Source organism: Variovorax sp. VRV01 (genome assembly GCF_014852545.1).
In the GTDB taxonomy this organism is placed as follows: Bacteria; Pseudomonadota; Gammaproteobacteria; order Burkholderiales; family Burkholderiaceae_C; genus Variovorax; species Variovorax beijingensis_A.
The window spans coordinates 22,856-45,961 of the sequence record NZ_JACVBS010000031.1; the positions used below are offsets into that span (position 1 = coordinate 22,856).

Genomic DNA, 23,106 nt, shown 5'->3' on the forward strand with positions numbered 1-23,106 from the left:
GGGATCCCCGCCTGTCACCCCAGCCGCAGCAGCAGCGCCGAGGCCGCGCACACCAGCAGGAACGGGATGCTGATGCGATGGAACTCGCGCAGCCCGTGCGGCAGCCGGGCCAGGCGCAGCGCGATCAGGTTGGCCAGCGAGCCCAGCACGCAGCCGAAGCCGCCCACGCTCACGCCGGCCGCGAGCGCGGGCAGGTCGCGCACATGGCCGTCGAGCAGGATCGCAGCCGGCACGTTGCTGATGAGCTGCGAGGCGACGATGGCGGCGAGGTAGGCGCGCCATCCCTCGGTGATGGGCCAGTGGTTCAGCAGCGATTGAACCGCCGGCAGCTCGGCCAGCTGCCGCAGGTCCACGAACATCAGCGCAATGATCGCGAGCAGTGCCCAGTCGATGCCCTTCAGCACGCGCGGATAAGTCAGCAGGAACACCGCGAACACCACGCCCAGGCCCGCGAGCAGCCAGTGCCGGTCGAGCGCGACCACGAAACCGACGAACAGGACGCCCGCCAGTGCCAAAAGGCGCGGCTGCACCGGCGCGGCTTCGGTCTCGGGCTTGAGCGCGATGGGCGTGCGCGGCACCAGCAGCCAGGCCGCCGCGAAGAGCCAGAACAGCATCACGGCCACGGTCGGCAGCATCATGCCCATGAAGCCGACGAAGCTCTCGCCCGAGCGGTGCCACAGGTAGAGGTTCTGCGGGTTGCCGATGGGCGTGAGGGCCGAACCCGCATTGACGGCCAGCGCCTCGAGCACCACCAGCCGCGCGAGCGGCAGGTGCGCCTGGCTGGCGAGCACGCGCGTCAGCGGCACCAGCAGGAACAGGCTCACGTCGTTGGTCACCAGCGCGGACAGGAACGCCGCACTGGCGGTCAGCAGCAGCGCCAGGCTGCGCTGGCTGTGGGTGCGCGCGAGCAGGCGCTCGGCGGCGGCCTGCAGCATGCCGCTTTTCTCGACCCCCTGCGTGATCGCGAGCAGCCCGGCCAGCGCGCCCACGGTCTGCCAGTCGACCAAACGGAGCCAGTCCATCGGCGCACGCGGGCGCAGGAAGGCGAACAGCACCGCAACGGCGGCCAGCAGCCACAGCAGGCCGTTGCCGCCGCCTTGTTCGGAGGACGCGGCTGCCTGCGCCTGTGCTTCAGCGGCCGACGAGTTCACGCAACTCCCGCTTGAGCACCTTGCCGATCGCGCTGCGCGGCAGCTCGTCGATGAACTGCAGCCGCGCCAGGCGCTGCGTCTTTCCGAGTTGGGCATTGGCCCGTTGCAGCAGTGCGTCCTCGGTGATGTCGTTGCCCTCGCGGCGCACCACGAAGGCCACCGGCGTCTCGCCCCATTGCTCCGAAGGCACGCCGACCACTGCCACGTCGGCCACGGCCGCGTGGCCGCGCAGCACCGCTTCGAGATCGCTCGGATAGATGTTGAAGCCGCCGCTGATGATCATGTCCTTCTTGCGGTCGAACAGCGTCAGGAAGCCCTCGGCATCGAAGCGGCCCACGTCGCCGGTGCGGATGAAGCGCTTGCCGGTGGCGTCGAACCACTCGGCCTCGCGCGTCTTGCCGGGCTGGCGGTGATAGCCGGTCATCATGCCGGCCGAATGGCCCACCACCTCGCCGGCCAGTTCGATGTTGGCGCGCGGGATCTCGCGGCCTTCCTCGTCGATCAGGCGGATGTCGCTGCCTTCGGCCGGCTGGCCGACCGTGTGCAGCTTGTCCGGATGCAGGTGCGCCTCGAGGATGCAGGTGCCGCCGCCTTCGGTCATGCCGTAGAACTCGATCAGCCCGCCGGGCCAGCGCTTGAGCACGTCGGCCTTGAGCGCGGCGTTGAAGGGCGCGCTGGTGCTGAACTTGAAGCGGAAGGACGAGAGGTCGTGCGCGTCGAAGCGGGGATGCGCCATCAGGCGCTGGTACTGCACCGGCACCAGCATGGTGTGCGTCACACGGCGCTGCTCGGCCAGCTGCAGGTAGCCGGCCGCATCGAACTTGGGCATCAGCACCACGCAGCCGCCGAAGGCAATGGTCGGAAAGAACACCACCAGCGTGGTGTTCGAATAGAGCGGCGTCGACAGCAGCGTGACGGTGTCCGGGCCATAGCCGTACTTGGCGCCGCGCTGCACATGGGCCCAGCGCATGCCGTGGCCCTGCACGATGCCCTTGGGCTCGCCGGTGGTGCCCGACGAATAGATGATGTTGAAGGGCCACGAGGGCTGCGTTTCCACGGCACGCGGCTGCGTGCCTGCGGGAGCCAGCCAGCGCTCGAGGGCCTGCCCGGCGGCGGAGCCGTCGAGCGCCACGCGCGGGATGCCGTCTTCCTTCGCAGGGCCGACGACCTCGGCTGCCGACGCATCGGTGAAGAGGATGCGCGCCTCGGCATCCTCGATCATGCGCGCCAGGCTGGCTGGCGTGGAGCCGGGCGCCAGCGGCGCGACCGCGACGCCCGCGCGCAAGGCGCCGAGGAACACCGCCGCATAGTTCACCGAGGACGCCGCGCAGACCGCGATGGCGTTGCCCGGCCCGAGGCCGTCGCGCTGCAGTGCGGCCGCGACGCGGTCCATCAGCGCGTCGAGCGCGCCATAGTTCAGTGCCTGTTGCGCGTCCGCGAGCGCGGCATGGTCGGGCGTGTGTTGCGCGTGGAGGCGAACCAGGTCGGCGATGGCGCCGAAGCTGCGCTCCATGGCGGCTTGAATGGCAGGGTGCGTTTGCAAAATCTATCCTTCGTCTTGGCCAGAACGGCAGGATAGCGAAGACCCCGGCCCGGCGGTGAGCCGCACGCGACGGGCGTGAGCCTATGCCGCGCGCAGCGTGCGGCGCGGCTGCCGCACAGGCTTGTCCCGGCGCGCCCACTCGGCCTGTTCGATCAGGCGGCCGAGCTCGGCCACGGCCGGGCTGCGCTCCCCCGCATCGCCTTCGCCGTAGGCCAGCGTGAAGTCCAGCATCGGCAGCGCGGGCAGGCCGTCGCGCTCGTCCAGCACCGCCATGCCGGGGCGCAGGTTGTCGCGCGTGAAGGTGGCCACCGCGAGGCCGCTCAACGCGGCCGTGCGCAGGTCCTGCAGGCTGTGCGAGCTGAAGGCGCCGTGCCAGGGAATGCCGGCCTGGTTCAGCGCATCGATGCTGACCTGGCGGCATACGCAGGGCGGCGGCGAATAGGCCAGCGGCAGCGAGGCTCCCTCCATGCGCTCGAAGCCTTCGGCCGCGGCCCACACCATCGGCAGGCGCCGCAGCAGCGTGCCCTCGACCTCGCCCGAGACCGACACCACCACCGCCAGGTCGAGCTCGCGCTCACGCACCATCGTGGCCAGGTCGAGCGTCAGGCCCACGCTCACTTCCAGCCGCACATTGGGACAGCTGCGCGCGAACTGTTGCAGCAGCTGCGGCAGGCCCTCGCTCATGAAGCTCTCGGGCACGCCGAAGCGCACCGTGCCTTCGATCGGCGAGCAGCGGAAGTGCCGCGCCAGCGCGTCCTGCGCCTGCAGGATGCGCTCGGCATGGCGCAGGAAGTCCTCGCCATCGGCGGTCAGGCGCAGGCGCCGCGTGGTGCGGTGGAACAGCGGGCGCCCGACCAGTTCCTCGAGCCGGCGGATCTGGTGGCTGACCGCCGATTGCGTCAGGTGCAGCTGCCCGGCGGCGCGGGTGAAGCCGTTGGCCTGATGGACGGCGATGAAGGCCTGCAGCAGGCCGGTGTCGAAGCTCATGGCTACCTAGATTAATGAAATTACGTCTTGAATGGGTAGAAATTTAATCATTTGCCTAATGAAATCGGGGTCTTGAGAATGCCTCGGACCACCTTTTTCTCCTCACCCCGATGTCCTCTTCCGCTCCCCGCCATCCCTCCCTCGCGCTGGCCGCCATCTGCCTCGCTGCGCTGATGTTCGGCCTGGAGATTTCCAGCGTGCCGATCATCCTGCCGGTGCTCGAAGCGCGGCTGCACGCCGACTTCCAGGACCTGCAATGGATCATGAACGCCTACACCATCGCCTGCACCACGGTGCTGATGGCCACCGGCACGCTGGCCGACCGCTACGGACGGCGCCGCATGTTCGCGCTCACGGTGCTGGCCTTCGGCGTGGCCTCGCTGCTGTGCGGGCTGGCGCCCGGCACGCCGGTGCTGATTGCCGCGCGCTTCCTGCAGGGCATGGCGGGCGGTGCGATGTTCATCTGCTCGATCGCGATCCTGTCGCACCAGTTTCCGGACGGCCGGGCGCGCGGCCGCGCCTTTGCGATCTGGGGCGTGGTGGCCGGCATCGGCCTGGGCTTCGGGCCGGTGGTGGGCGGTGCGATCATTGCGCTGGCCAGCTGGCACTGGGTCTTCCTGGTGCATGCGCCGCTGGCGTTGCTCGGGCTGGCGCTGATCATGGCCGGCGTGGCGGAGTCCCGCGATCCGCTGGCCAGCCAGCAGAAGCTGGACCTGGCGGGCATCGTCACGCTGACCATCGCGGTGCTCGGGCTCACCTGGCTGATCACGCAGGGCGACAGCCTGGGCTGGACCAGCCCGGCCGCGCTGGGGCTGATGGCCGTCACCGCGGCGGGCCTCGCAGCCTTCGTCGCGGTGGAGCGCTTCCATCCGCACCCGATGTTCGACTTCTCGGTGTTCCGCATCCGCGACTTCTCGGGTGCCATCGTCGGCTGCATCGGCATGAACTGCAGCTACTGGCCGTTCATGATCTACCTGCCGCTGTATTTTTCCGCCGGCCTGGGCTACGACACGGCCACCGTGGGGCTGGCGCTGCTGGTCTACACGGTGCCTTTCCTGGTGATGCCGCCGATCGCGCAATGGCTGCTGCTGCGCTACCAGGCGCGCTTCGTGATCCCCGCCGGCCTGTTCCTGATCGGCCTGGGCTTCATGGCGATGAAGTGGGGCAGCGGCCTCGCGCACCTGGGCGGCTGGACGGTGCTGCCCGGTGCGCTCATTGCCGGCATCGGCCTGGGCCTGACCACCACGCCCGCGACCAACATGACCACCGCCTCGGTGCCCGCGCACCGCGCCGGCATGGCCTCGGGCATGGACGTCAGCGCGCGCCTCATCTCGCTGGCCATCAACATCGCGCTGATGGGCCTGGTGCTGGTGGCGGGCATCCTGGCTGCGCTGCGGGGCTCGCTGGGGACGGCGCTCGATGCGGCGCGGCTGCGCGCCCTGGCCGGGCAGCTCGCGGGCGGGGACATGGCGGGCGCGCAGCAGGCGCTGGCGACGCTGGCGGTGCCGGATGCGTCCGGTGCACTCCTGCAGGCCGCCGTGGCCCATGGCTTCGGCTGGGTCATGCTGTACGGCGGGCTCGGCGCCTGGCTGGCCGCGGCGCTCAGCTTCGCGGTGTTCGGCGGCCGGCAGGCTCCGGCTGCCGCGCGGGAAGCTTCACCCCGGGCGGCCGGCGGGCGCTGAGGCGCGCCGGCGGTCTCTCAGACGCCGGCGGCGTGCGCCTGCTGGTCCGCGTGGTAGCTCGAGCGCACCATCGCGCCCACGGCCGCATGGCTGAAGCCCATCTTGTAGGCCTCTTCCTCGAACATCTTGAAGGTGTCGGGATGCACGTAGCGGCGCACCGGCAGATGCGAGCCCGACGGCGACAGGTACTGGCCGATGGTCAGCATGTCGATGTCGTGGGCGCGCATGTCGCGCATCACCTGAAGGATCTCTTCGTCGGTTTCACCGAGGCCCACCATGATGCCGCTCTTGGTCGGAACCTGCGGATGCAGCGCCTTGAACTTCTTCAGCAGGTTGAGGCTGAACTGGTAGTCGCTGCCCGGGCGCGCTTCCTTGTAGAGGCGCGGCGCGGTTTCGAGGTTGTGGTTCATCACATCGGGCGGTGCGGCCTTGAGGATTTCCAATGCGCGGTCGTCGCGGCCGCGGAAGTCGGGCACGAGGATTTCGATCTGCGTCATCGGCGAGAGCTCGCGGATGTTGGTGATGCAGTCGACGAAATGCTGGCTGCCGCCGTCGCGCAGGTCGTCGCGGTCGACGCTGGTGATCACCACGTACTTCAGGCGCAGCTTGGCGATGGTCTTGGCAAGGTTGAGCGGCTCGTCCTTGTCGAGCGGGTCGGGGCGGCCGTGGCCCACGTCGCAGAACGGGCAGCGGCGCGTGCACTTGTCGCCCATGATCATGAAGGTGGCGGTGCCGTTGCCGAAGCATTCGCCGATGTTCGGGCAGGAGGCTTCTTCGCAGACCGTATGCAGGTTGCTCTCGCGCAGGATCTGCTTGATCTCGTAGAAGCGCGTGGTGGGGCTGCCGGCCTTCACGCGGATCCAGTCGGGCTTCTTGAGCACCTCGCCCTGCTGCACCACCTTGACGGGGATGCGCGAGAGCTTGGCCGCGGCCTTCTGCTTGGCCAGCGGGTTGTAGGTTTCGGCGCTTTGTGCGTCGCGGACGACTTCTGTGGTGCTCATTGGAGTGTCAAGGCGCCAGGTAGGTGCTGAGCTTCTGGCTCAGGACCCGGGCAGCTTCTTCCCATGTGGTTTGGACCCCGATTGTAGAAAGATCGACCGTTTGCAGCCCCGCATAGCCGCAAGGGTTGATGCGCGAGAAGGGTTCGAGGTCCATCGCGACGTTGAGCGCCACGCCGTGGTAGGTGGCGTGGCGGCTCACCTTGATGCCGAGCGCGGCGATCTTGCCGAGGCCGCGGAACGGGTCGCCCGCGGGCAGCGGGCCGGTCAGCGCGGCATGCGAAAAAGGGTCGTCGAGCCGCACGTAGATGCCCGGCGCGCCCGCCACGCGGTGGCCGGTCACGCCGAAGTGCGCCAGCGTGCGCAGCACCGATTCCTCGATGCGAAAGACGTATTCCTTCACGAAGTAGCCTGCGCGCCGAAGATCGATCAGCGGATAGGCCACCACCTGGCCCGGGCCGTGGAAGGTGACCTGGCCGCCGCGGTCGGTCTGCACGACGGGGATTGCGCCGGGGTTCAGGATGTGGTCCTGCTTGCCCGCAATGCCCTGCGTGAAGACCGGCGCATGCTCGCAGATCCACAGCGCATCGGGCGTCTCGGGCAGGCGCTCGAGCGTGAACTGCTTCATCGCGCCGTAGGTGGCGGCGTAGTCGGCAGCGCCGAGCCATGCCAGTTCGATGCCCGTGCTCATGACGTGCTCGGCGCTCGCCGCTTCTTCAGAGAACGACCTTGACCAGCGGATGGCCCGAGAGCGCGCGATAGAGATCGTCGAGCTGCTCGCGGCTGGTGGCGGTGACGGTGATCGTCACGCCGAGGTAGTTGCCCGCCTTGCTGTCGCGCAGCTCGACCGTGGTGGCGTCGAACGCCGGATCGAAACGCTCGGCGATCTGGGTGATGGCATGCACGAAGCCATCGGCCTTGACGCCCATGACCTTGATCGGGAACTGCGAGGGGTACTCGATCAGCGATTCCTTGCGCGGATCGGGAACGTGGACGGTGGCGGTTTCGATCTTGTCGTTGGTGTCGGTCATGCGGGAACTCCTTGCGCTTGCGCGTTGCTCAGCTTGGCCTGCTGGTAGGCTGCGTACAAGGCTTGATAGATGGGGCCGGGCCGGCCATTTCCAATCGCCTGGCCATCGAGGGTCACCACCGGCAGCACTTCCTTGCTGGCCGACGAGAGCAGCAGCTCGTCGGCGCCGAAAACCTCATCGCGCGAGATGCGGCGCAGAGTGAACGGGATGCCGCACTCGGCGCACAGGCGTTCGAGCAGGCCGTAGCGGATGCCGGTCAGCACCAGGTTGTCCTTGGGCGGCCCCACGAGGCCGCCGTCCTTCACGATCCACACATTGCTCGACGAGGCCTCGCTGAGCCATTCGTCACGGAACATGATGGTCTCGGCCGCGCCGGCCTCGACGCTGATCTGCCGCGCCAGCACCGCGCCCAGCAGGCTGGTGCTCTTGATGTGCGCCTTCTGCCAGCGGAAGTCGGCCGCGCTCACGCAGGCCACGCCCTTGGCGCGCACGGCATCGGCCACCGGCGGCAGCGGATTCACCATCACGAACACCGTCGGGCGCACGCCCCGGGTCATGGCATGATCGCGCGGCGCGACACCGCGGGTAACTTGAAAGTACACGGCCTGGGGCGCATCGCTGCCCGGCTCGACGAGCCGCATCACGATGCTGCGCCACTGGGCGAGCGTGAGCGGATTGGCGATCTGCAGTTCGGCCAGCGAGCGATCGAGGCGTGCCATGTGCTCCTCGAAGCAGAAGGGCTGGCCACCGTAGACGGGGACGACTTCATAGACGCCGTCGCCGAAGATGAAGCCGCGGTCGAGCACGCTGATGCGTGCGTCCTTGAGTGCGGTGTACTCGCCGTCGAGGTAGCAGAGCGTGGAGGGGAGTGCGGCGGTAAGAGGGTGCATGTCTGGAATTATGGTTGCGCGCGGCAGGTCGGGTTCTCGTCAGCCAACGAAGCCTCGATTTGCAAACGCGACAGCTCGGGTGGCCGGACGGGCTGGGTTTTTACTTATAATCAATGGCTTTGTAGAAATTCTGGGTCGTCATCCGGGCTTCATTCGAAATGAAAACAATCGCCCGAAAAGATGAGCAAGTCGCGGAAGACCTCGACGCAGAATACAAGCCGTTGACCGCCGATGAGGCGCGTGAACTGCGAGCAAGGCATCCCTCGATCTCCCCCTGGTGGGTCATCGCGGGGCAGTTGGTTGTCGGTCTGCTGGTGGCTTTGGCCGCCTGGGGACTGACGGGGAGGCAAAATCTGGGGTGGTCCGCCGGCTACGGCGCGATTGCGGTGGTCATTCCTGCTGCGGTGTTCGCGCGGGGGCTGACCGGCCGGTTTTCTTCCCTGAATCCGGGCACTGCGGTGGTTGGGTTCTTCCTGTGGGAAATGGTCAAGATGGCCTTGTCGATTGCGATGTTGTTCGCAGCGCCAAGGCTGATAACGGCGCTGAGCTGGCCAGCAATGCTGATCGGTTTGGTGGTGACAATGAAGGCGGCCTGGTTGGCGGTGATGTTCTCGCCCCGGCGCCGGCAACATAGAGACGAGTAACTGAATGGCTGCTGAAAACGCTGCGGAACATGGTCAGACCGCGGGTGAATACATCATTCACCACTTGACGCACCTGCAAAGCTCCAAGCCGGGCGGTGTTGCGGACTTTTCGGTTTTCAATTTCGACTCGCTCTTCTTCTCGATAGCACTGGGCATCCTGGGTTGCTGGCTGCTCTGGCTGGCTGCCCGCAAGGCTACTTCGGGCGTTCCCGGCCGTTTTCAAGCGGCTGTCGAACTGCTGGTGGAAATGGTCGACCAGCAGGCCAAGGGCATCGTTCACAACGCCACCAGCCGCAAGTTCGTGGCCCCGCTGGCGCTCACGATCTTCGTCTGGATCTTCCTGCTCAATGCAATGGACCTGTTCCCGGTCGATTTGTTCCCGGCGATCTGGGCCAAGATCTTCCACATCGCCGGCGAAGACCCGCACCATGCCTACCTGCGCGTCGTGCCCACGGCCGACCTCTCGGTGACAATGGGCATGTCGGTGGCCGTGCTGCTGGTCTGCCTCTACTACAACATCAAGATCAAGGGCCTGGGCGGCTGGGTGCACGAGCTCTTCACCGCGCCGTTCGGCAACCACTGGGCGCTGTATCCGTTCAACTTCGCGATGCAGATGATCGAGTTCATCGCCAAGACCGTCTCGCACGGCATGCGGCTGTTCGGCAACATGTATGCCGGCGAACTGATCTTCCTGCTGATCGCGCTGATGGGCGGCGCCTGGTCGCTGTCGGCCACCGGCATCGGCCTGGCCATCGGCCACATCATCGCGGGCACGGCCTGGGCCATCTTCCACATCCTGATCATCACGCTGCAGGCGTTCGTGTTCATGATGCTGGCGCTGGTCTACATCGGCCAGGCCCACGATCACCACTGATCATCCGTTTTCGTTTTCGTTTTTTGTTTTCTCTTCAACCAAAGTCCTCTAGGAGTCATCATGGAAGTTATTAGCTTTGTTGCACTGGCCGCCGGCCTGATCATCGGTCTGGGCGCTGTGGGCGCATGTATCGGCATCGGCATCATGGGCAGCAAGTACCTCGAGTCGGCCGCACGTCAGCCTGAACTCATGGGTGAACTTCAAACCAAGATGTTCCTGCTGGCTGGTCTGATCGACGCCGCTTTCATTATCGGCACCGGTATCGCCCTCTGGTTCGCAACGGCCAACCCGTTCCTGGCTCAGATCGCCAACCTGCCGAAGTAAGTCTTTCTCGTCGGACCCGTGTCGTCGTTCCCCTCTGTGGAATGGCTTCGCATTCAATCCCAAAGAGAGGGTGAAAAGTGAGCATTACCGGTACCCTGATCGTTCAGATGATCGTGTTCCTGATCCTGGTCGGGTTCACGATGAAGTTCGTGTGGCCGCCGATCGCGAAGGCGCTGGACGACCGCGCTGCGAAGATCGCCGAAGGCCTCGCTGCCGCCGACAAGGCCAAGTCCGAACTCTCCGCCGCCAACAAGCGCGTGGAAGCCGAACTGGGCCAGGCACGCAACGAGTCCGCACAGCGTCTTGCCGACGCCGAACGTCGCGCCCAGGCCATCGTTGAAGAGGCCAAGGCCCGCGCGACCGAGGAAGGCAACAAGATCGTTGCAGCCGCACGCGTCGAAGCCGACCAGCAGGCACTGAAGGCGCGCGAAGCGCTGCGCGAGCAAGTCGCGGCCCTGGCCGTCAAGGGCGCAGAGCAGATCCTGCGCAAGGAAGTGAATGCAGGCGTTCACGCCGATTTGCTCGCCCGCCTGCAGACCGAACTCTGATAGAAGCCATGGCAGAACTCGCCACCATTGCACGCCCCTACGCCGAGGCGCTCTTCAAGGCCTCGTCGTCCGACGTTGCCGGCACCAGCGCCTGGCTCGAAAAGATGGCCGTCATCGCGGCCAGTCCGGAGCTCCAGCAGTTCGCCGACAACCCCAAGGCCACGGCCGAGCAGGTTCTCGGCGTGGTCGCCGGCGCCTTCGGTGCGCCGCTGCCCGCCCATGCCCAGAACTTCCTGGGTGCGCTCCTCGACAACGGGCGCTTCTCGGTGCTGCCGGAAATTGCGAAGCAGTTCCGGGCACTGGCCAACGCGAAGAGCGGTTCGTCCGACGCCGTGGTCTACAGCGCCTTCCCGATCGACGCCTCGGCCCTGGCCAATGTGGCGGCCGCGCTCGAAAAGCGCTTCGGCCGCAAGCTGCAGGTCACGGTCCAGCAGGAGCCGGAGCTGATCGGCGGCATTCGTGTGGTGGTCGGCGACGAGGTGCTCGACACCTCCGTCAAAGCGCGCCTTGAACAAATGAAAGTTGCGCTGGCGGCCTGACGGTCTTCAGCCCTCTACTTGTAGCCTCAAAGAAAGAAGGAAAGAGTCATGCAACTCAATCCCGCAGAAATTTCCGAACTGATCAAGAGCCGCATCGAGGGCCTCGGAGTCAGCGCGAACATCCGCAACGAGGGCACCGTGGTTTCGGTGACCGACGGCATCGTGCGCGTGCACGGCCTGTCCGATGCAATGCAGGGCGAAATGCTCGAGTTCCCGCCCACGGCCGACGGCACGCCGTCGTTCGGCCTGGCGCTGAACCTCGAGCGCGACTCGGTCGGCGCCGTGATTCTGGGCGAGTACGAGCACATCTCCGAAGGCGACACCGTCAAGTGCACGGGCCGCATCCTGGAAGTGCCCGTCGGCCCCGAACTCATCGGCCGCGTGGTGAACGCCCTCGGCCAGCCGATCGACGGCAAGGGCCCGATCAATGCCAAGATGACCGACGTGATCGAGAAGGTCGCACCGGGCGTGATCGCCCGCAAGTCGGTCGACCAGCCGATGCAGACCGGCCTCAAGTCGATCGACTCGATGGTGCCGATCGGCCGCGGCCAGCGCGAGCTGATCATCGGCGACCGCCAGACCGGCAAGACGGCCGTGGCGATCGACGCGATCATCAACCAGAAGGGTCAGAACATGACCTGCGTCTACGTTGCGATCGGCCAGAAGGCTTCGTCGATCAAGAACGTGGTGCGCGCACTCGAACAAGCCGGCGCGATGGACTACACCATCGTGGTGGCCGCATCGGCCTCCGAATCGGCCGCCATGCAGTACGTGTCGGCCTACTCGGGCTGCACCATGGGCGAATACTTCCGCGACCGCGGCGAAGACGCGCTCATCGTCTATGACGACCTTTCCAAGCAAGCCGTGGCCTACCGCCAGGTTTCGCTGCTGCTGCGCCGCCCGCCAGGCCGCGAAGCCTACCCCGGCGACGTGTTCTATCTCCACAGCCGCCTGCTCGAGCGCGCAGCCCGCGTGAACGCCGACTACGTCGAAGCCTTCACCAAGGGTGAAGTCAAGGGCAAGACGGGTTCGCTCACGGCGCTGCCGATCATCGAAACGCAGGCCGGCGACGTGTCCGCCTTCGTTCCGACCAACGTGATCTCGATCACCGACGGCCAGATCTTCCTGGAAACCAACCTGTTCAACGCCGGTATCCGCCCCGCCATCAACGCCGGTATCTCGGTGTCGCGCGTGGGTTCGTCGGCGCAGACCAAGGTCATCAAGGGACTGTCGGGCGGTATCCGTACCGACCTGGCCCAGTACCGCGAGCTGGCTGCGTTCGCGCAGTTCGCCTCCGACCTGGACGAAGCCACCCGCAAGCAGCTCGACCGCGGTGCCCGCGTGACCGAACTGCTCAAGCAGGCCCAGTACAGCCCGCTGCCGATCTCGCTGATGGGCGCCACGCTGTTCGCGGTGAACAAGGGCTTCATGGACGACCTGGACATCAAGAAGGTGCTGCCGTTCGAACACGGCCTGCACCAGTTCCTGAAGTCCAGCCATGCTGCGCTGCTCGACAAGATCGAAAAGGCCAAGGCACTCGACAAGGACGCCGAAGCCGAGCTGACCGCCGCCATCACGTCGTTCAAGAAGTCGTTCGCCTGATCGGCCGGACAAGGAGCACTCATGGCAGCTGGTAAGGAAATCCGCGGCAAGATCAAATCGGTGGAAAACACCAAGAAGATCACCAAGGCCATGGAAATGGTCTCGGTTTCCAAGATGCGCAAGGCGCAAGAGCGCATGCGTGCCGCCCGCCCCTACAGCGAAAAGATCCGCAACATCGCGGCCAACCTGGGCAAGGCGAATCCCGAGTACACGCACGCGTTCATGAAGAAGAACGAGGCCAAGGCCATCGGCTTCATCATCGTCACGAGCGACAAGGGCCTGTGCGGCGGCTTGAACACCAACCTGCTGCGCGCCGTGACGGCCAAGCTGCGGGAAGCGCAGAGCGCGGGCATCGCGATCGAGTCGGTGGCCATCGGCAGCAAGGGCCTGGGCTTCCTGAACCGCATCGGTGCGCGCGTGGTGGCCCATGTCACCCACCTGGGCGACACGCCGCATCTCGACAAGCTCATCGGCCCGGTCAAGACGCTGCTCGACGCCTATGCGGAAGGCAAGCTGTCGGCCGTGTACCTGTGCTACACGAAGTTCATCAACACGATCAAGCAGGAGCCGCTCGTCGAGCAGCTGCTGCCGCTGGCCGCGGACTCGCTGCAGGTCGAGGCCGGCCAGCATTCGTGGGACTACATCTACGAGCCCGATGCGCAGAGCGTGATCGACGAGCTGCTGGTGCGTTATGTGGAGTCGCTGGTCTACCAGGCCGTGGCCGAGAACATGGCGTCCGAGCACTCCGCCCGGATGGTCGCAATGAAGGCGGCGACGGACAACGCCGGCAATGTGATCAACGAGCTCAAGCTGGTCTACAACAAGACCCGCCAGGCAGGCATCACCAAGGAGCTTTCGGAAATCGTGTCCGGCGCCGCTGCGGCTGCCGGTGTTTGATTGCGGCAATGGACCGGGCCACATTGCCATTCGCGCTTCGCACTGCGAACCGATAACCGAAGGCCTTTTTCTGGGGACTCTGCACAAATGAAGAAACTTCTCGTTCTGGTGGCCATGGCCGCCGCCCTGACTGCCTGTTCCAAGAAGGAAGAGGCGCCTGCTGCACCGCCGGCACCTGCCGCTGCGCCGGCGCCCGCTCCCGCGGCGCCTGCCGCTCCGGCGGCACCGGCCGCGCCCGCAGCCGCCGCTCCCACGGCATCGGCCGCGGACCTGCCGCAGGAGTGCAACGACTACCTGGCCAAGGCCCAGGCGTGCGTGTCGGCGCAAAGCGGCGCTGCCGCCGATGCGATGAAGGCGAGCGTCGAGCAGACCAAGGCGGCATGGGCTTCGATGGGCACCGACAAGGCCGCGCTGGGCCAGGCCTGCAAGGCTGCCAGCGATGCCTTCGCCGCGCAGGCCGCGGCCATGAAGTGCTGATCGGAAGTATCTGAAGAAACCAAGGGTGCCGGCCCGTCCGGCATTCTTGCAAAAGCGGCCCGCGATGGCACAAGGACGCTTCTGCAAGAACCTGTCGCAACATTATTGAGATCCAGAAGGAAACGCCATGGCTGAAGGAAAAATTGTCCAATGTATCGGCGCCGTGGTCGACGTGGAGTTCCCGCGTGACCAGATGCCCAAGGTCTATGACGCCTTGAAATTCGAAGGCGGCGGGCTGACCCTCGAAGTCCAGCAGCAGCTCGGCGACGGCGTGGTGCGCACCATTGCGCTCGGCTCGTCCGACGGCCTGCGCCGCGGCCTGATCGTGACCAACACCGGCGCGCCCATCACGGTGCCCGTCGGCAAGGCCACGCTCGGCCGCATCATGGACGTGCTCGGCCGTCCGATCGACGAGCGCGGCGACGTGAGCCAGGACCTCACCGCATCGATCCACCGCAAGGCACCCGCGTACGACGAACTGTCGCCTTCGCAGGACCTGCTGGAAACCGGCATCAAGGTGATCGACCTCGTGTGTCCGTTCGCCAAGGGCGGCAAGGTGGGCCTGTTCGGCGGCGCCGGCGTGGGCAAGACCGTGAACATGATGGAACTCATCAACAACATCGCCAAGGCTCACTCGGGCCTGTCGGTGTTCGCCGGTGTGGGTGAACGTACCCGCGAAGGCAACGACTTCTATCACGAGATGGCCGACTCCGGCGTCGTGAACCTCGAGAAGCTCGAGGACTCGAAGGTGGCCATGGTCTACGGCCAGATGAACGAACCCCCGGGCAACCGTCTGCGCGTGGCGCTGACCGGCCTGACCATCGCCGAGTCGTTCCGCGACGAAGGCCGCGACGTGCTGTTCTTCGTGGACAACATCTACCGCTACACGCTGGCCGGTACCGAAGTGTCGGCTCTGCTGGGCCGCATGCCTTCCGCCGTGGGCTACCAGCCGACGCTGGCCGAGGAAATGGGCCGCCTGCAGGAGCGGATCACGTCGACCAAGGTCGGCTCGATCACCTCGATCCAGGCCGTGTACGTGCCGGCCGACGACTTGACCGACCCGTCGCCCGCCACCACCTTCGCCCACCTGGACTCCACCGTGGTGCTGTCGCGCGACATCGCTTCGCTCGGTATCTACCCCGCCGTGGACCCGCTCGATTCGACCTCGCGCCAGCTCGACCCGAACGTGGTCGGCGAAGAGCACTACAACGTGGCCCGCGCCGTGCAAGGCACGCTGCAGCGCTACAAGGAACTGCGCGACATCATCGCCATTCTGGGCATGGACGAACTGGCACCGGAAGACAAGCTGGCCGTGGCCCGCGCCCGCAAGATCCAGCGCTTCCTGTCGCAGCCTTTCCACGTGGCCGAAGTGTTCACGGGTTCGCCCGGCAAGTACGTGCCGCTGGCCGAAACCATCCGCGGTTTCAAGATGATCGTGAACGGCGAAGCCGACCACCTGCCGGAACAGGCGTTCTACATGGTGGGCAGCATCGACGAAGCGTTCGAGAAGGCCAAGAAGGTCGCTTAAAAAGGAATCACCATGGCAGGCACCATTCATGTGGACGTGGTCAGCGCGGAAGAGTCGATCTTCTCGGGCGAAGCCAAGTTCGTCGCGCTGCCCGGTGAAGCCGGTGAGCTCGGCATCTACCCGCGCCACACCCCGCTGATCACGCGCATCCGTCCGGGTGCGGTGCGCATCGAAACGGCCGACGGCGGCGAGGAATTCGTCTTCGTGGCCGGCGGCATTCTCGAAGTGCAGCCCAACGCCGTCACCGTGCTGTCCGACACCGCGATCCGCGGCAAGGACCTCGACGACGAGAAGGCCAACCTGGCCAAGGCCGCCGCCGAGGAAGCGCTCAAGAACGCCAAGAGCGACATCGACATCGCGATGGCGCAGTCGGAACTGGCCGTGATGGCTGCGCAGATCGCTGCGCTGCGCAAGTACCGCCAGAAGAAGTAAGCAGGAGCGCAGAAAAGCTCTTCGCGAAAAAGCCGCCTCCGGGCGGCTTTTTTGCGTCCGGCGCTCCTGCAAAAGCCCAACTTTGGTTTGAACATGGTCGAAGTTTGGCCTTGTCCGGCTGAAGCCATGCCCCTAGTATTCGCCTTCGCCCCGGACTGCAGCGGCTGCAGCCGCCGGCAAAAAGAATATCTGGAGACAAAGCGCGTGGCACCCTGGAGTGGCATCACTGCGGACGAGATGCGGTTGCTGGAGACCACCTTCTGGTCGGCCGGCGGCTCGCGCCATGCCATGGCCGAACAGCTCGGCTTCTCCAAGAGCAAGGCCAATGCGCTGATCGCCGGCCTGGTCGAGCAAGGCCTGCTGGCCGAAGCGGGCCTGCAGCGTTCCTCGGGCGGGCGCCGCGCCGAGAACCTGCAGCTGCATGCCGGCCTCGGCGTGCTCGTGGGCATCGACATCGGCGCCACCAGTCTCGACGTTGCAGTGCTGCGCCCCGACCTCACGGTGCTCGCGCAGCACGACGAACCGGCCGATGTGCGCGAGGGCCCGGCCGTGGTGCTGGCGCGGGTGCGCGCGCTGATGCGGGAGCTGCTCGCGCGCTGCGGCCACGGCCCGAAGGAGGTGCTGGGCATCGGCATCGGCGTGCCAGGTCCGGTGAACTTCGAAATCGGCCAGCTCGTGAATCCGCCGCTGATGCCGGCCTGGGACAGCTTCTCGATCCGCGACTACCTGCGCGAGGACTACGCGGCGCCCGTCTTCGTCGACAACGACGTGAACCTGATGGCGCTCGGCGAGCTCTGGCGGCTGAAGCGCTCGCTCAACAACTTCCTCGTCATCAAGATCGGCACCGGCATCGGCTGCGGCATCGTCTGCCATGGCGAGGTCTATCGCGGGGCGGCCGGGTCGGCCGGCGACGTGGGCCACATCTGCGTCGACCAGGACGGCCCGCGCTGCCACTGCGGCAACGTCGGCTGCGTCGAGGCCATGGCCGCGGGCCCGGCCATCACGCGCATGGCCGTGCAGGCGGCCGAAGCCGGCGAAAGCGCCATGCTGGCCGAATGCCTGCGCCTGCACGGGCGCATCGATGCCGTCGACGTGGGCCAGGCGAGCCGCGCCGGCGATACGGCCGCGAACGGCATCATCCAGCGCGCGGGCAATCTGATCGGCCAGATGCTGGCGTCGGTGGTGAATTTCTTCAATCCCTCGCATGTGTTCATCGGCGGCGGCATCACGCGCATCGGGCCGCTGTTCCTGGCGGCCGTGCGGCAGAGCGTGTACCAGCGCTCGCTCGCGCTTTCGACGCGGCATCTCGAAATCCAGTACACGCCGCTGGGCGTGCAGGGCGGCCTGGTGGGCGCCGGCGTGCTCGCGATGCATGAAACACTCAAGGTCCGCGGAGTGGCGCCATGACGGCAGAAGCACAGGGCAAGGGAAGCGTCGCGGTCGAATTCGATGGCGTGGTGAAGGCCTTCGGTCCGGTGCAGGTGCTGCACGGCGTGAGTTTCTCGCTCGCGCCCGGACGCGTGTACGGCCTGCTCGGCGAGAACGGCGCGGGCAAGTCCACGCTGATGAAGATCCTGTCGGGCTACGAGCCGCTCACCGGCGGCACGCTGCGCATCAACGGCCAGCCGCAGCAGTTCGCGAGTTCGCGCGACGCCGAGGCGCTGGGCATCGTGCTGATCCACCAGGAGTTCAACCTCGCGGAAGACCTGAGCGTGGCGCAGAACATCTTCCTCGGCCATGAAAGGAAGAAGGGCTGGCTGCTCGACGACGCGTCGATGGAGCGCGACGCTGCCGCCGCACTCGCCGCCGTCGGCCTGAACATCGATCCGCGCACCAAGGTGCGCAGGCTCATCGTGGCCGAGAAGCAGCTCGTCGAAATTGCGAAGGCCATTGCACGCCGAGCACGCCTGCTGGTCATGGACGAGCCGACGGCCACGCTCACACCCGGCGAAACCGAGCGCCTCTTCAAGCTCATCGCGCAGCTGCGCGCCGACGGCGTGACCATCGTCTACATCTCGCACAAGCTCGACGAAGTGGAGCAGGTGACCGACGAGGTGATCGTGATGCGCGACGGCCGCTTCGTGGCGCGTGCGCCCACACCCGAGCTCACGCGCCACCAGATGGCCAACCTCATGGTGGGCCGCGAGCTGGCCGACCTGTACCCGCCGCGCGACGTGGTGGTGGCCGCCGACGCGCCCGCCATGCGCGTGCGCAACTTCAGCGTGCCCGGCTGGGCGCAGGATGTGAACTTCGAGGTGCGCCCCGGCGAGATCCTCGGCTTCGCGGGGCTGGTTGGCGCGGGCCGCACCGAGCTGTTCGAAGGCCTGCTGGGCCTCAGGCCCGCGGGCGGCGATGTCGAGATGCTCGGCAGGCCGGTGCCCCACCGCAAGGGCTGGCGCAATCCGCGCGAGGCCGCCCAGCATGGCCTCACCTACCTGAGCGAGGACCGCAAGGGCAAGGGCCTGCACGTGAACTTCGGCCTGCGCGAGAACCTCACGCTGATGGCGCTCGAACGCTACGCGAAGCCATGGCTCCAGCCCGAGGCCGAACGCGGCGCGCTGGCCGAGGCCGTGAAGGACTACGGCATCCGCACCGGTTCGCTCGAGGTGCGCGCATCGTCGCTCTCGGGCGGCAACCAGCAGAAGCTCGCGCTCGCCAAAGTGCTGCAGCCCAGACCGAAGGTCGTGGTGCTCGACGAGCCCACGCGCGGCGTCGACATCGGTGCCAAGCGCGACATCTATTTCCTGATCCAGCGACTCGCCCGCGAAGGGCTCGCGGTGATCGTCGTCTCGTCGGAGCTGATGGAACTCATCGGCCTGTGCCACCGCGTCGCGGTGATGCGCGCGGGCCGCCTGGTTGCCACGCTCAACGCCGACCACTTGACTGAAGAGGAGCTCATCGCTCATGCCACCGGAACCGCAGACCTCCATGCCGCAGCCTGAAGCCGCGCAACACCGCAGCGGCGGCAGGCCGCGCTGGACCGAGCACCTGCACGGGCTCGGGCCGGTCATCGGCCTGGTGCTGCTGTGCATCGGCGGCACGCTGCTGAACAGCGACTTCGCCACCGTTGACAACGCCATGAACGTGCTCACGCGCACGGCCTTCATCGGCATCATCGCGGTGGGCATGTGCTTCGTGATCATCTCCGGCGGCATCGACCTGTCGGTGGGCTCCATGGCGGCGCTCATCGCGGGCAGCGTGATCATGTTCATCAACTGGGCCGGGCCAGCCTCGGGCTCGCCGCTCATGGCGGTGGTGATGGGCGCGGTGCTTGCGGTGGTGCTGGGTGCGCTGTTCGGCCTGGCGCACGGGCTGCTGATCACCAAGGGGCGCATCGAGCCCTTCATCGTCACGCTGGGCACACTCGGCATCTTCCGCGCCTACCTCACGTACTTTGCCGACGGCGGCGCGCTTACGCTCGACAACGAGCTGTCGGACCTCTATGCGCCGGTGTACTACGCAAGCCTCGCGGGCATCCCGGTGCCGGTGTGGGTGTTCGTGATCGTCGCGATCATCGGCGGCGTCATATTGAACCGCACGGCCTACGGGCGCTACGTGCAGGCCATAGGCTCCAACGAGCAGGTCGCGCGCTATGCGGCGGTGGACGTGGACCGCGTGAAGATCCTCACCTACGTGCTGCTCGGCGTGTGCGTGGGCATTGCCACGCTGCTCTACGTGCCGCGCCTCGGATCGGCCTCGCCGACCACGGGCCTCCTGTGGGAGCTCGAGGCGATTGCCGCGGTGATCGTCGGCGGCACCGCGCTCAAGGGCGGTGCGGGCAGCATCACCGGCACGGTGATCGGCGCCATCCTGCTCTCGGTCATCAGCAACATCCTGAACCTCACCAGCATCATCAGCGTGTACCTCAACGCCGCGGTGCAGGGCTTCGTGATCATCATCGTCGCGTTCCTCCAACGCGGCCGGCGCTAGTTCTTTCCCGTTCGTTCCGTTCCATCCACCAAGAGGAGACATCCAGCATGACAAGCTTCACACGTCGCATCGCACTCACGGCCGTGGCGGCCGCAGCGCTCGCGAGCCTGCCCGCATTCGCTGCCGAGAAGGTGAACCTCGGCGTTTCGATTCCAGCGGCCACGCACAGCTTCATGGGTGGCATCAACTACTGGGCCAACCAGGCGAAGAAGGACCTGGAGAAGGAACACAAGGACCTGAAAATCACGATCAAGACCGCGGCCAACGCGCCCGAGCAGGCGAACCAGCTGCAGGACCTGTCGACCGTCACCAAGATCAATGCGCTGGTGGTATTCCCGTTCGAATCGGCCGCGCTCACCAAGCCGGTGGCGCAGGTCAAGGCCAAGGGCGCCTACGTGACCGTGGTCGACCGCGGCCTCACCGACACCAGCGCGCAGGATGCCTACGTGGCCGGCGACAACACTGCCTTCGGCCGCATCCCGGCCGAGTACATCGCCAAGCAGCTCGGCGGCAAGGGCAACGTGGTTGCGCTGCGCGGCATTGCCACCACGCTGGACAACGAGCGTATGGACGCCTTCAACGCGGTGCTCAAGAACCATCCCGACATCAAGCTGCTCGACGCCAAGTACGCCAACTGGAACCGCGACGATGCCTTCAAGGTCACGCAAGACTACCTCACGCGCTTCAAGAACATCGACGCCATCTGGGCCGCTGACGACGACATGGCCGTGGGCGTGCTCAAGGCCATCGAGCAGGCCAAGCGCGACGACATCAAGATCGTCTTCGGCGGCGCGGGCGCCAAGGGCATGGTCAAGACCATCATGGACGGCAAGGACAAGCGCATCGGCGCCGACGTGAGCTACTCGCCCAAGTTCATCTACGACGCGATCAAGCTCACGGCCGAGGCGCGGCTGAAGGGCGAGAAGCTGCCCGCGACCACGATCATTCCCTCGGTGCTGATCACCAAGGAAAACGCGAAAGATTTCTACCACCCCAATTCGCCGTTCTGAATGCCATCGGCCGTCCGGCCGATCGCTTCACTCCCTCTCCCAGAGGGAGAGGGGACAGTTTCCAGGAACGCTTCGACATGACCGATACAACTCCCCGCAAGCTGCGCTGCGCCATGGTCGGCGGCGGCCGCGACGCCTTCATCGGCGCCGTGCACCGCAACGCCATGGCGCTCGACGGGCAGATCGAGCTCGTGGCCGGCGCGCTGTCGTCGAGTCCGGACAAGGCGCGCGCCTCGGGGCGCGACCTGCACCTGGCCGACGGCCGCAACCACGGCGACTGGCAGTCGCTGCTGGCCGACGAGCTCAAGCGCCCGCCCGAGGAACGCATCGACTTCATCTCCATCGTCACGCCCAACCACGTGCACTTTCCGGTCGCGCAGGCCTTCGTCGAAGCCGGCTTCCACGTGGTGTGCGACAAGCCGCTGGTGCACACGCGCGCGCAGGCCGATGCGCTGGTTGCGGCCGTGAAGAAGCAGGGCACGCTGTTCGGCGTGACCTACAACTACACCGGCTACCCGATGGTGCGGCAGGCGCGCGAGATGGTCCGCTCGGGCCGACTCGGCGAACTGCGCAAGGTGGTGGTCGAATACAACCAGGGCTGGCTCGCGAGCCAGCTCGAAGGCGCCGGCAACAAGCAGGCCGGCTGGCGCACCGATCCCGCGAGGAGCGGCGCGGCCGGCGCCATCGGCGATATCGGCTCGCACGCCGAGAACCTGGTCGCGAGCGTCACCGGCCTGGAGATCGAGAGCCTGTGCGCCGACCTGAGCGCGCTGGTGCCGGGCCGCATGCTCGACGACGACGGCAGCCTGCTGCTGCGCTTCAAGGGCGGCGCGCGCGGCGTGCTGATTGCCTCGCAGATCAACACCGGCCTGGAGAACGACCTGCGGCTGCGCGTCTCGGGCACGCTCGGCACGCTCGAATGGCGGCAGGAGCAGCCGAGCCAGCTGGTGCACCTGCCGCACGACGGGCCGAAGCAAATCTTCACGCGCGGCTCGCCATGGCTGTGCGAGGCCGCGCAGCGCGCCAGCCGCCTGCCGGCCGGCCATCCCGAAGGCTTCATCGAGGCCTTTGCCAACATCTATGCCGGCGTCGTGGCGGACATCCGCGCACGGCATGCTGGAAAGCCGGCCGATGCCATCGCGGCCGACTACCCGCGCGTGGAAGACGGCGCGCGCGGCGTGCGCTTCATCGAGCGCACGGTGGCCTCGGCCCAAAGCGAATCAAAATGGACGCCCTGGTAGGGCCGCGGGCTCGCATGCGCGAGTTCCGGGCGCACCACATCGGGCGTTCATGACACCTTCTTCTTTCAAAGATCCGCCACCTTCGAATCCACAGCCCTGGCTTCACGCCCTGGTCCGGCGGTGCCGCGCGCTCTGGCCGCTGAAGCTGGTCGGCAACACGGTCGCGACCGCGGGGTTCTTTCCGCTGTATTTCTGGATCATGAAGAACGCCGGCCAGCCCTGGACGCTGCCGCTCACCGCGTTCGACCGGCTGATCGCCTTCTGGCCCGCGCTGCTGCCGGTCTATCTTTCGCTGTGGCTCTACATCGCGCTGCCGGTGTTCCTTGCCAAGGACAGGCGTGAACTGTGGAGCTTTGCGCTGGGCTGCGCCTTCATGACCGGCATCGCGCTCGCGGTGTTCTGGTTCGTGCCGACAGCCATCCCGAATTTCAGCATCGACACCAGCCCGGGCACCTCGCTGCACTTGCTGAAAACCGTCGATGCGGCCGGCAACGCGTTTCCGTCGCTGCATGTGTCATTCTCCGTGTTTGCCAGCGTGGTGCTCGCGCGGCAGCTGCGCGAGGTGGCTGCACCCGCATGGGCTCGCGCGCTCAACATCGCGTGGGCCGTGGCCATCGTCTATTCGACGATGGCGGTGCGCCAGCACGTGCTGGTCGACGTGCTCGGCGGGCTGGCGCTGGGCATCGGCTTCGGGTTGGCCTCGCGTCCCCGCAAGGCCGCGGTGGCGGCAGCCGCCGTGCAGGCACGGCCGGCGTAGGCCGATTGCGCTATTCCACCG

Annotated in this window: 24 protein-coding genes; 17 read left to right on the forward strand and 7 right to left on the reverse strand. The window is 66.6% G+C overall.

Annotation, left to right across the window (positions count from 1 at the left end; all coding sequences use genetic code 11):
* Nucleotides 1–14: 14 nt before the first annotated feature.
* The 3 genes from IB278_RS31895 to IB278_RS31905 form a co-directional block, all read right to left on the reverse strand.
* On the reverse strand, nt 15–1,151 hold the full coding sequence (locus IB278_RS31895) for an SLC13 family permease (protein ID WP_145739629.1): 1,137 nt from the start codon (nt 1,149–1,151) through the stop codon (nt 15–17).
* Entirely contained in the window at nt 1,132–2,664 is a 1,533-nt protein-coding gene (locus IB278_RS31900; protein WP_192328187.1) for a class I adenylate-forming enzyme family protein, read from the reverse strand. The genes IB278_RS31895 and IB278_RS31900 overlap by 20 nt, the downstream gene beginning before the upstream one ends.
* 111 nt (nt 2,665–2,775) lie before the next feature.
* Nucleotides 2,776–3,681: a LysR substrate-binding domain-containing protein gene (locus tag IB278_RS31905; RefSeq protein ID WP_192328148.1), complete on the reverse strand. Its 906-nt coding sequence runs from the start codon at nt 3,679–3,681 to the stop codon at nt 2,776–2,778.
* Nucleotides 3,682–3,791: 110 nt separating this feature from the next.
* Here IB278_RS31905 and IB278_RS31910 point away from each other — a divergent pair, with 110 nt between their 5' ends.
* Complete coding sequence (locus IB278_RS31910; RefSeq protein ID WP_192328151.1) at nt 3,792–5,363, forward strand: MFS transporter; 1,572 nt, start codon at nt 3,792–3,794, stop codon at nt 5,361–5,363.
* 17 nt (nt 5,364–5,380) lie between these two features.
* Here the strand turns inward: IB278_RS31910 and lipA are convergent, their stop codons facing one another.
* Genes lipA through IB278_RS31930 form a run of 4 tightly spaced genes read right to left on the reverse strand, consistent with a single transcriptional unit; the run spans nt 5,381 to nt 8,282 of the window.
* Entirely contained in the window at nt 5,381–6,364 is a 984-nt protein-coding gene (lipA, locus tag IB278_RS31915; RefSeq protein ID WP_145739634.1) for a lipoyl synthase, read from the reverse strand.
* 7 nt (nt 6,365–6,371) lie between these two features.
* A complete protein-coding gene (gene lipB / locus IB278_RS31920) occupies nt 6,372–7,052 on the reverse strand; it encodes a lipoyl(octanoyl) transferase LipB (RefSeq protein WP_192328154.1) in 681 nt (226 codons plus the stop codon).
* Nucleotides 7,053–7,077: 25 nt separating this feature from the next.
* Nucleotides 7,078–7,392, reverse strand: coding sequence for a YbeD family protein (locus tag IB278_RS31925; RefSeq protein ID WP_192328157.1), 315 nt, complete (start codon nt 7,390–7,392; stop codon nt 7,078–7,080).
* Complete coding sequence (locus IB278_RS31930) at nt 7,389–8,282, reverse strand: D-amino acid aminotransferase (protein ID WP_192328160.1); 894 nt, start codon at nt 8,280–8,282, stop codon at nt 7,389–7,391. The genes IB278_RS31925 and IB278_RS31930 overlap by 4 nt, the downstream gene beginning before the upstream one ends.
* A gap of 158 nt (nt 8,283–8,440) precedes the next feature.
* On the opposite strand from IB278_RS31930, the gene IB278_RS31935 reads away from it, so the two are divergent.
* The 16 genes from IB278_RS31935 to IB278_RS32010 all read left to right on the forward strand — a co-directional run bounded on the left by IB278_RS31935 (nt 8,441) and on the right by IB278_RS32010 (nt 23,085).
* Nucleotides 8,441–8,926, forward strand: a complete 486-nt coding sequence (locus IB278_RS31935) for an ATP synthase subunit I (protein ID WP_015867635.1) — start codon at nt 8,441–8,443, stop codon at nt 8,924–8,926.
* A 4-nt stretch (nt 8,927–8,930) separates the two neighbouring features.
* The gene (atpB, locus tag IB278_RS31940; protein ID WP_145739640.1) at nt 8,931–9,800 is read left to right on the forward strand and encodes a F0F1 ATP synthase subunit A; all 870 of its coding nucleotides are present in this window, start codon (nt 8,931–8,933) and stop codon (nt 9,798–9,800) included.
* 60 nt (nt 9,801–9,860) lie between these two features.
* A complete protein-coding gene (gene atpE, locus IB278_RS31945) occupies nt 9,861–10,124 on the forward strand; it encodes a F0F1 ATP synthase subunit C (RefSeq protein ID WP_007830191.1) in 264 nt (87 codons plus the stop codon).
* A 77-nt stretch (nt 10,125–10,201) separates the two neighbouring features.
* Complete coding sequence (locus IB278_RS31950; protein ID WP_007830193.1) at nt 10,202–10,672, forward strand: F0F1 ATP synthase subunit B; 471 nt, start codon at nt 10,202–10,204, stop codon at nt 10,670–10,672.
* A gap of 8 nt (nt 10,673–10,680) precedes the next feature.
* Nucleotides 10,681–11,211 (forward strand): F0F1 ATP synthase subunit delta, encoded by a 531-nt coding sequence (locus IB278_RS31955; protein WP_145739641.1) that lies wholly within the window; start codon nt 10,681–10,683, stop codon nt 11,209–11,211.
* A gap of 48 nt (nt 11,212–11,259) precedes the next feature.
* On the forward strand, nt 11,260–12,813 hold the full coding sequence (atpA, locus tag IB278_RS31960; protein ID WP_145739643.1) for a F0F1 ATP synthase subunit alpha: 1,554 nt from the start codon (nt 11,260–11,262) through the stop codon (nt 12,811–12,813).
* 21 nt (nt 12,814–12,834) lie between these two features.
* A complete protein-coding gene (gene atpG / locus IB278_RS31965) occupies nt 12,835–13,710 on the forward strand; it encodes a F0F1 ATP synthase subunit gamma (protein WP_145739645.1) in 876 nt (291 codons plus the stop codon).
* An 87-nt stretch (nt 13,711–13,797) separates the two neighbouring features.
* Entirely contained in the window at nt 13,798–14,187 is a 390-nt protein-coding gene (locus tag IB278_RS31970; RefSeq protein WP_145739647.1) for a hypothetical protein, read from the forward strand.
* A gap of 127 nt (nt 14,188–14,314) precedes the next feature.
* Complete coding sequence (atpD, locus tag IB278_RS31975; protein ID WP_124958922.1) at nt 14,315–15,715, forward strand: F0F1 ATP synthase subunit beta; 1,401 nt, start codon at nt 14,315–14,317, stop codon at nt 15,713–15,715.
* 12 nt (nt 15,716–15,727) lie between these two features.
* Complete coding sequence (locus IB278_RS31980) at nt 15,728–16,147, forward strand: F0F1 ATP synthase subunit epsilon (protein WP_145739649.1); 420 nt, start codon at nt 15,728–15,730, stop codon at nt 16,145–16,147.
* Between the two features lie 237 nt (nt 16,148–16,384).
* Nucleotides 16,385–17,554 (forward strand): ROK family protein, encoded by a 1,170-nt coding sequence (locus IB278_RS31985; RefSeq protein WP_145740545.1) that lies wholly within the window; start codon nt 16,385–16,387, stop codon nt 17,552–17,554.
* Nucleotides 17,551–19,089 (forward strand): sugar ABC transporter ATP-binding protein, encoded by a 1,539-nt coding sequence (locus tag IB278_RS31990; protein ID WP_192328163.1) that lies wholly within the window; start codon nt 17,551–17,553, stop codon nt 19,087–19,089. The genes IB278_RS31985 and IB278_RS31990 overlap by 4 nt, the downstream gene beginning before the upstream one ends.
* Nucleotides 19,052–20,077 carry an ABC transporter permease gene (locus IB278_RS31995; protein WP_186454103.1) on the forward strand — a complete coding sequence of 342 codons (1,026 nt, stop codon included), beginning with the start codon at nt 19,052–19,054 and terminating at the stop codon, nt 20,075–20,077. Before IB278_RS31990 ends, IB278_RS31995 begins: the two co-directional genes overlap by 38 nt.
* Before the next feature lie 47 nt (nt 20,078–20,124).
* A complete protein-coding gene (locus tag IB278_RS32000; protein WP_055808012.1) occupies nt 20,125–21,087 on the forward strand; it encodes a substrate-binding domain-containing protein in 963 nt (320 codons plus the stop codon).
* A 77-nt stretch (nt 21,088–21,164) separates the two neighbouring features.
* Nucleotides 21,165–22,328: a Gfo/Idh/MocA family protein gene (locus IB278_RS32005; RefSeq protein ID WP_192328167.1), complete on the forward strand. Its 1,164-nt coding sequence runs from the start codon at nt 21,165–21,167 to the stop codon at nt 22,326–22,328.
* A gap of 49 nt (nt 22,329–22,377) precedes the next feature.
* A complete protein-coding gene (locus tag IB278_RS32010; protein ID WP_192328170.1) occupies nt 22,378–23,085 on the forward strand; it encodes a phosphatase PAP2 family protein in 708 nt (235 codons plus the stop codon).
* Nucleotides 23,086–23,106: the final 21 nt, after the last annotated feature.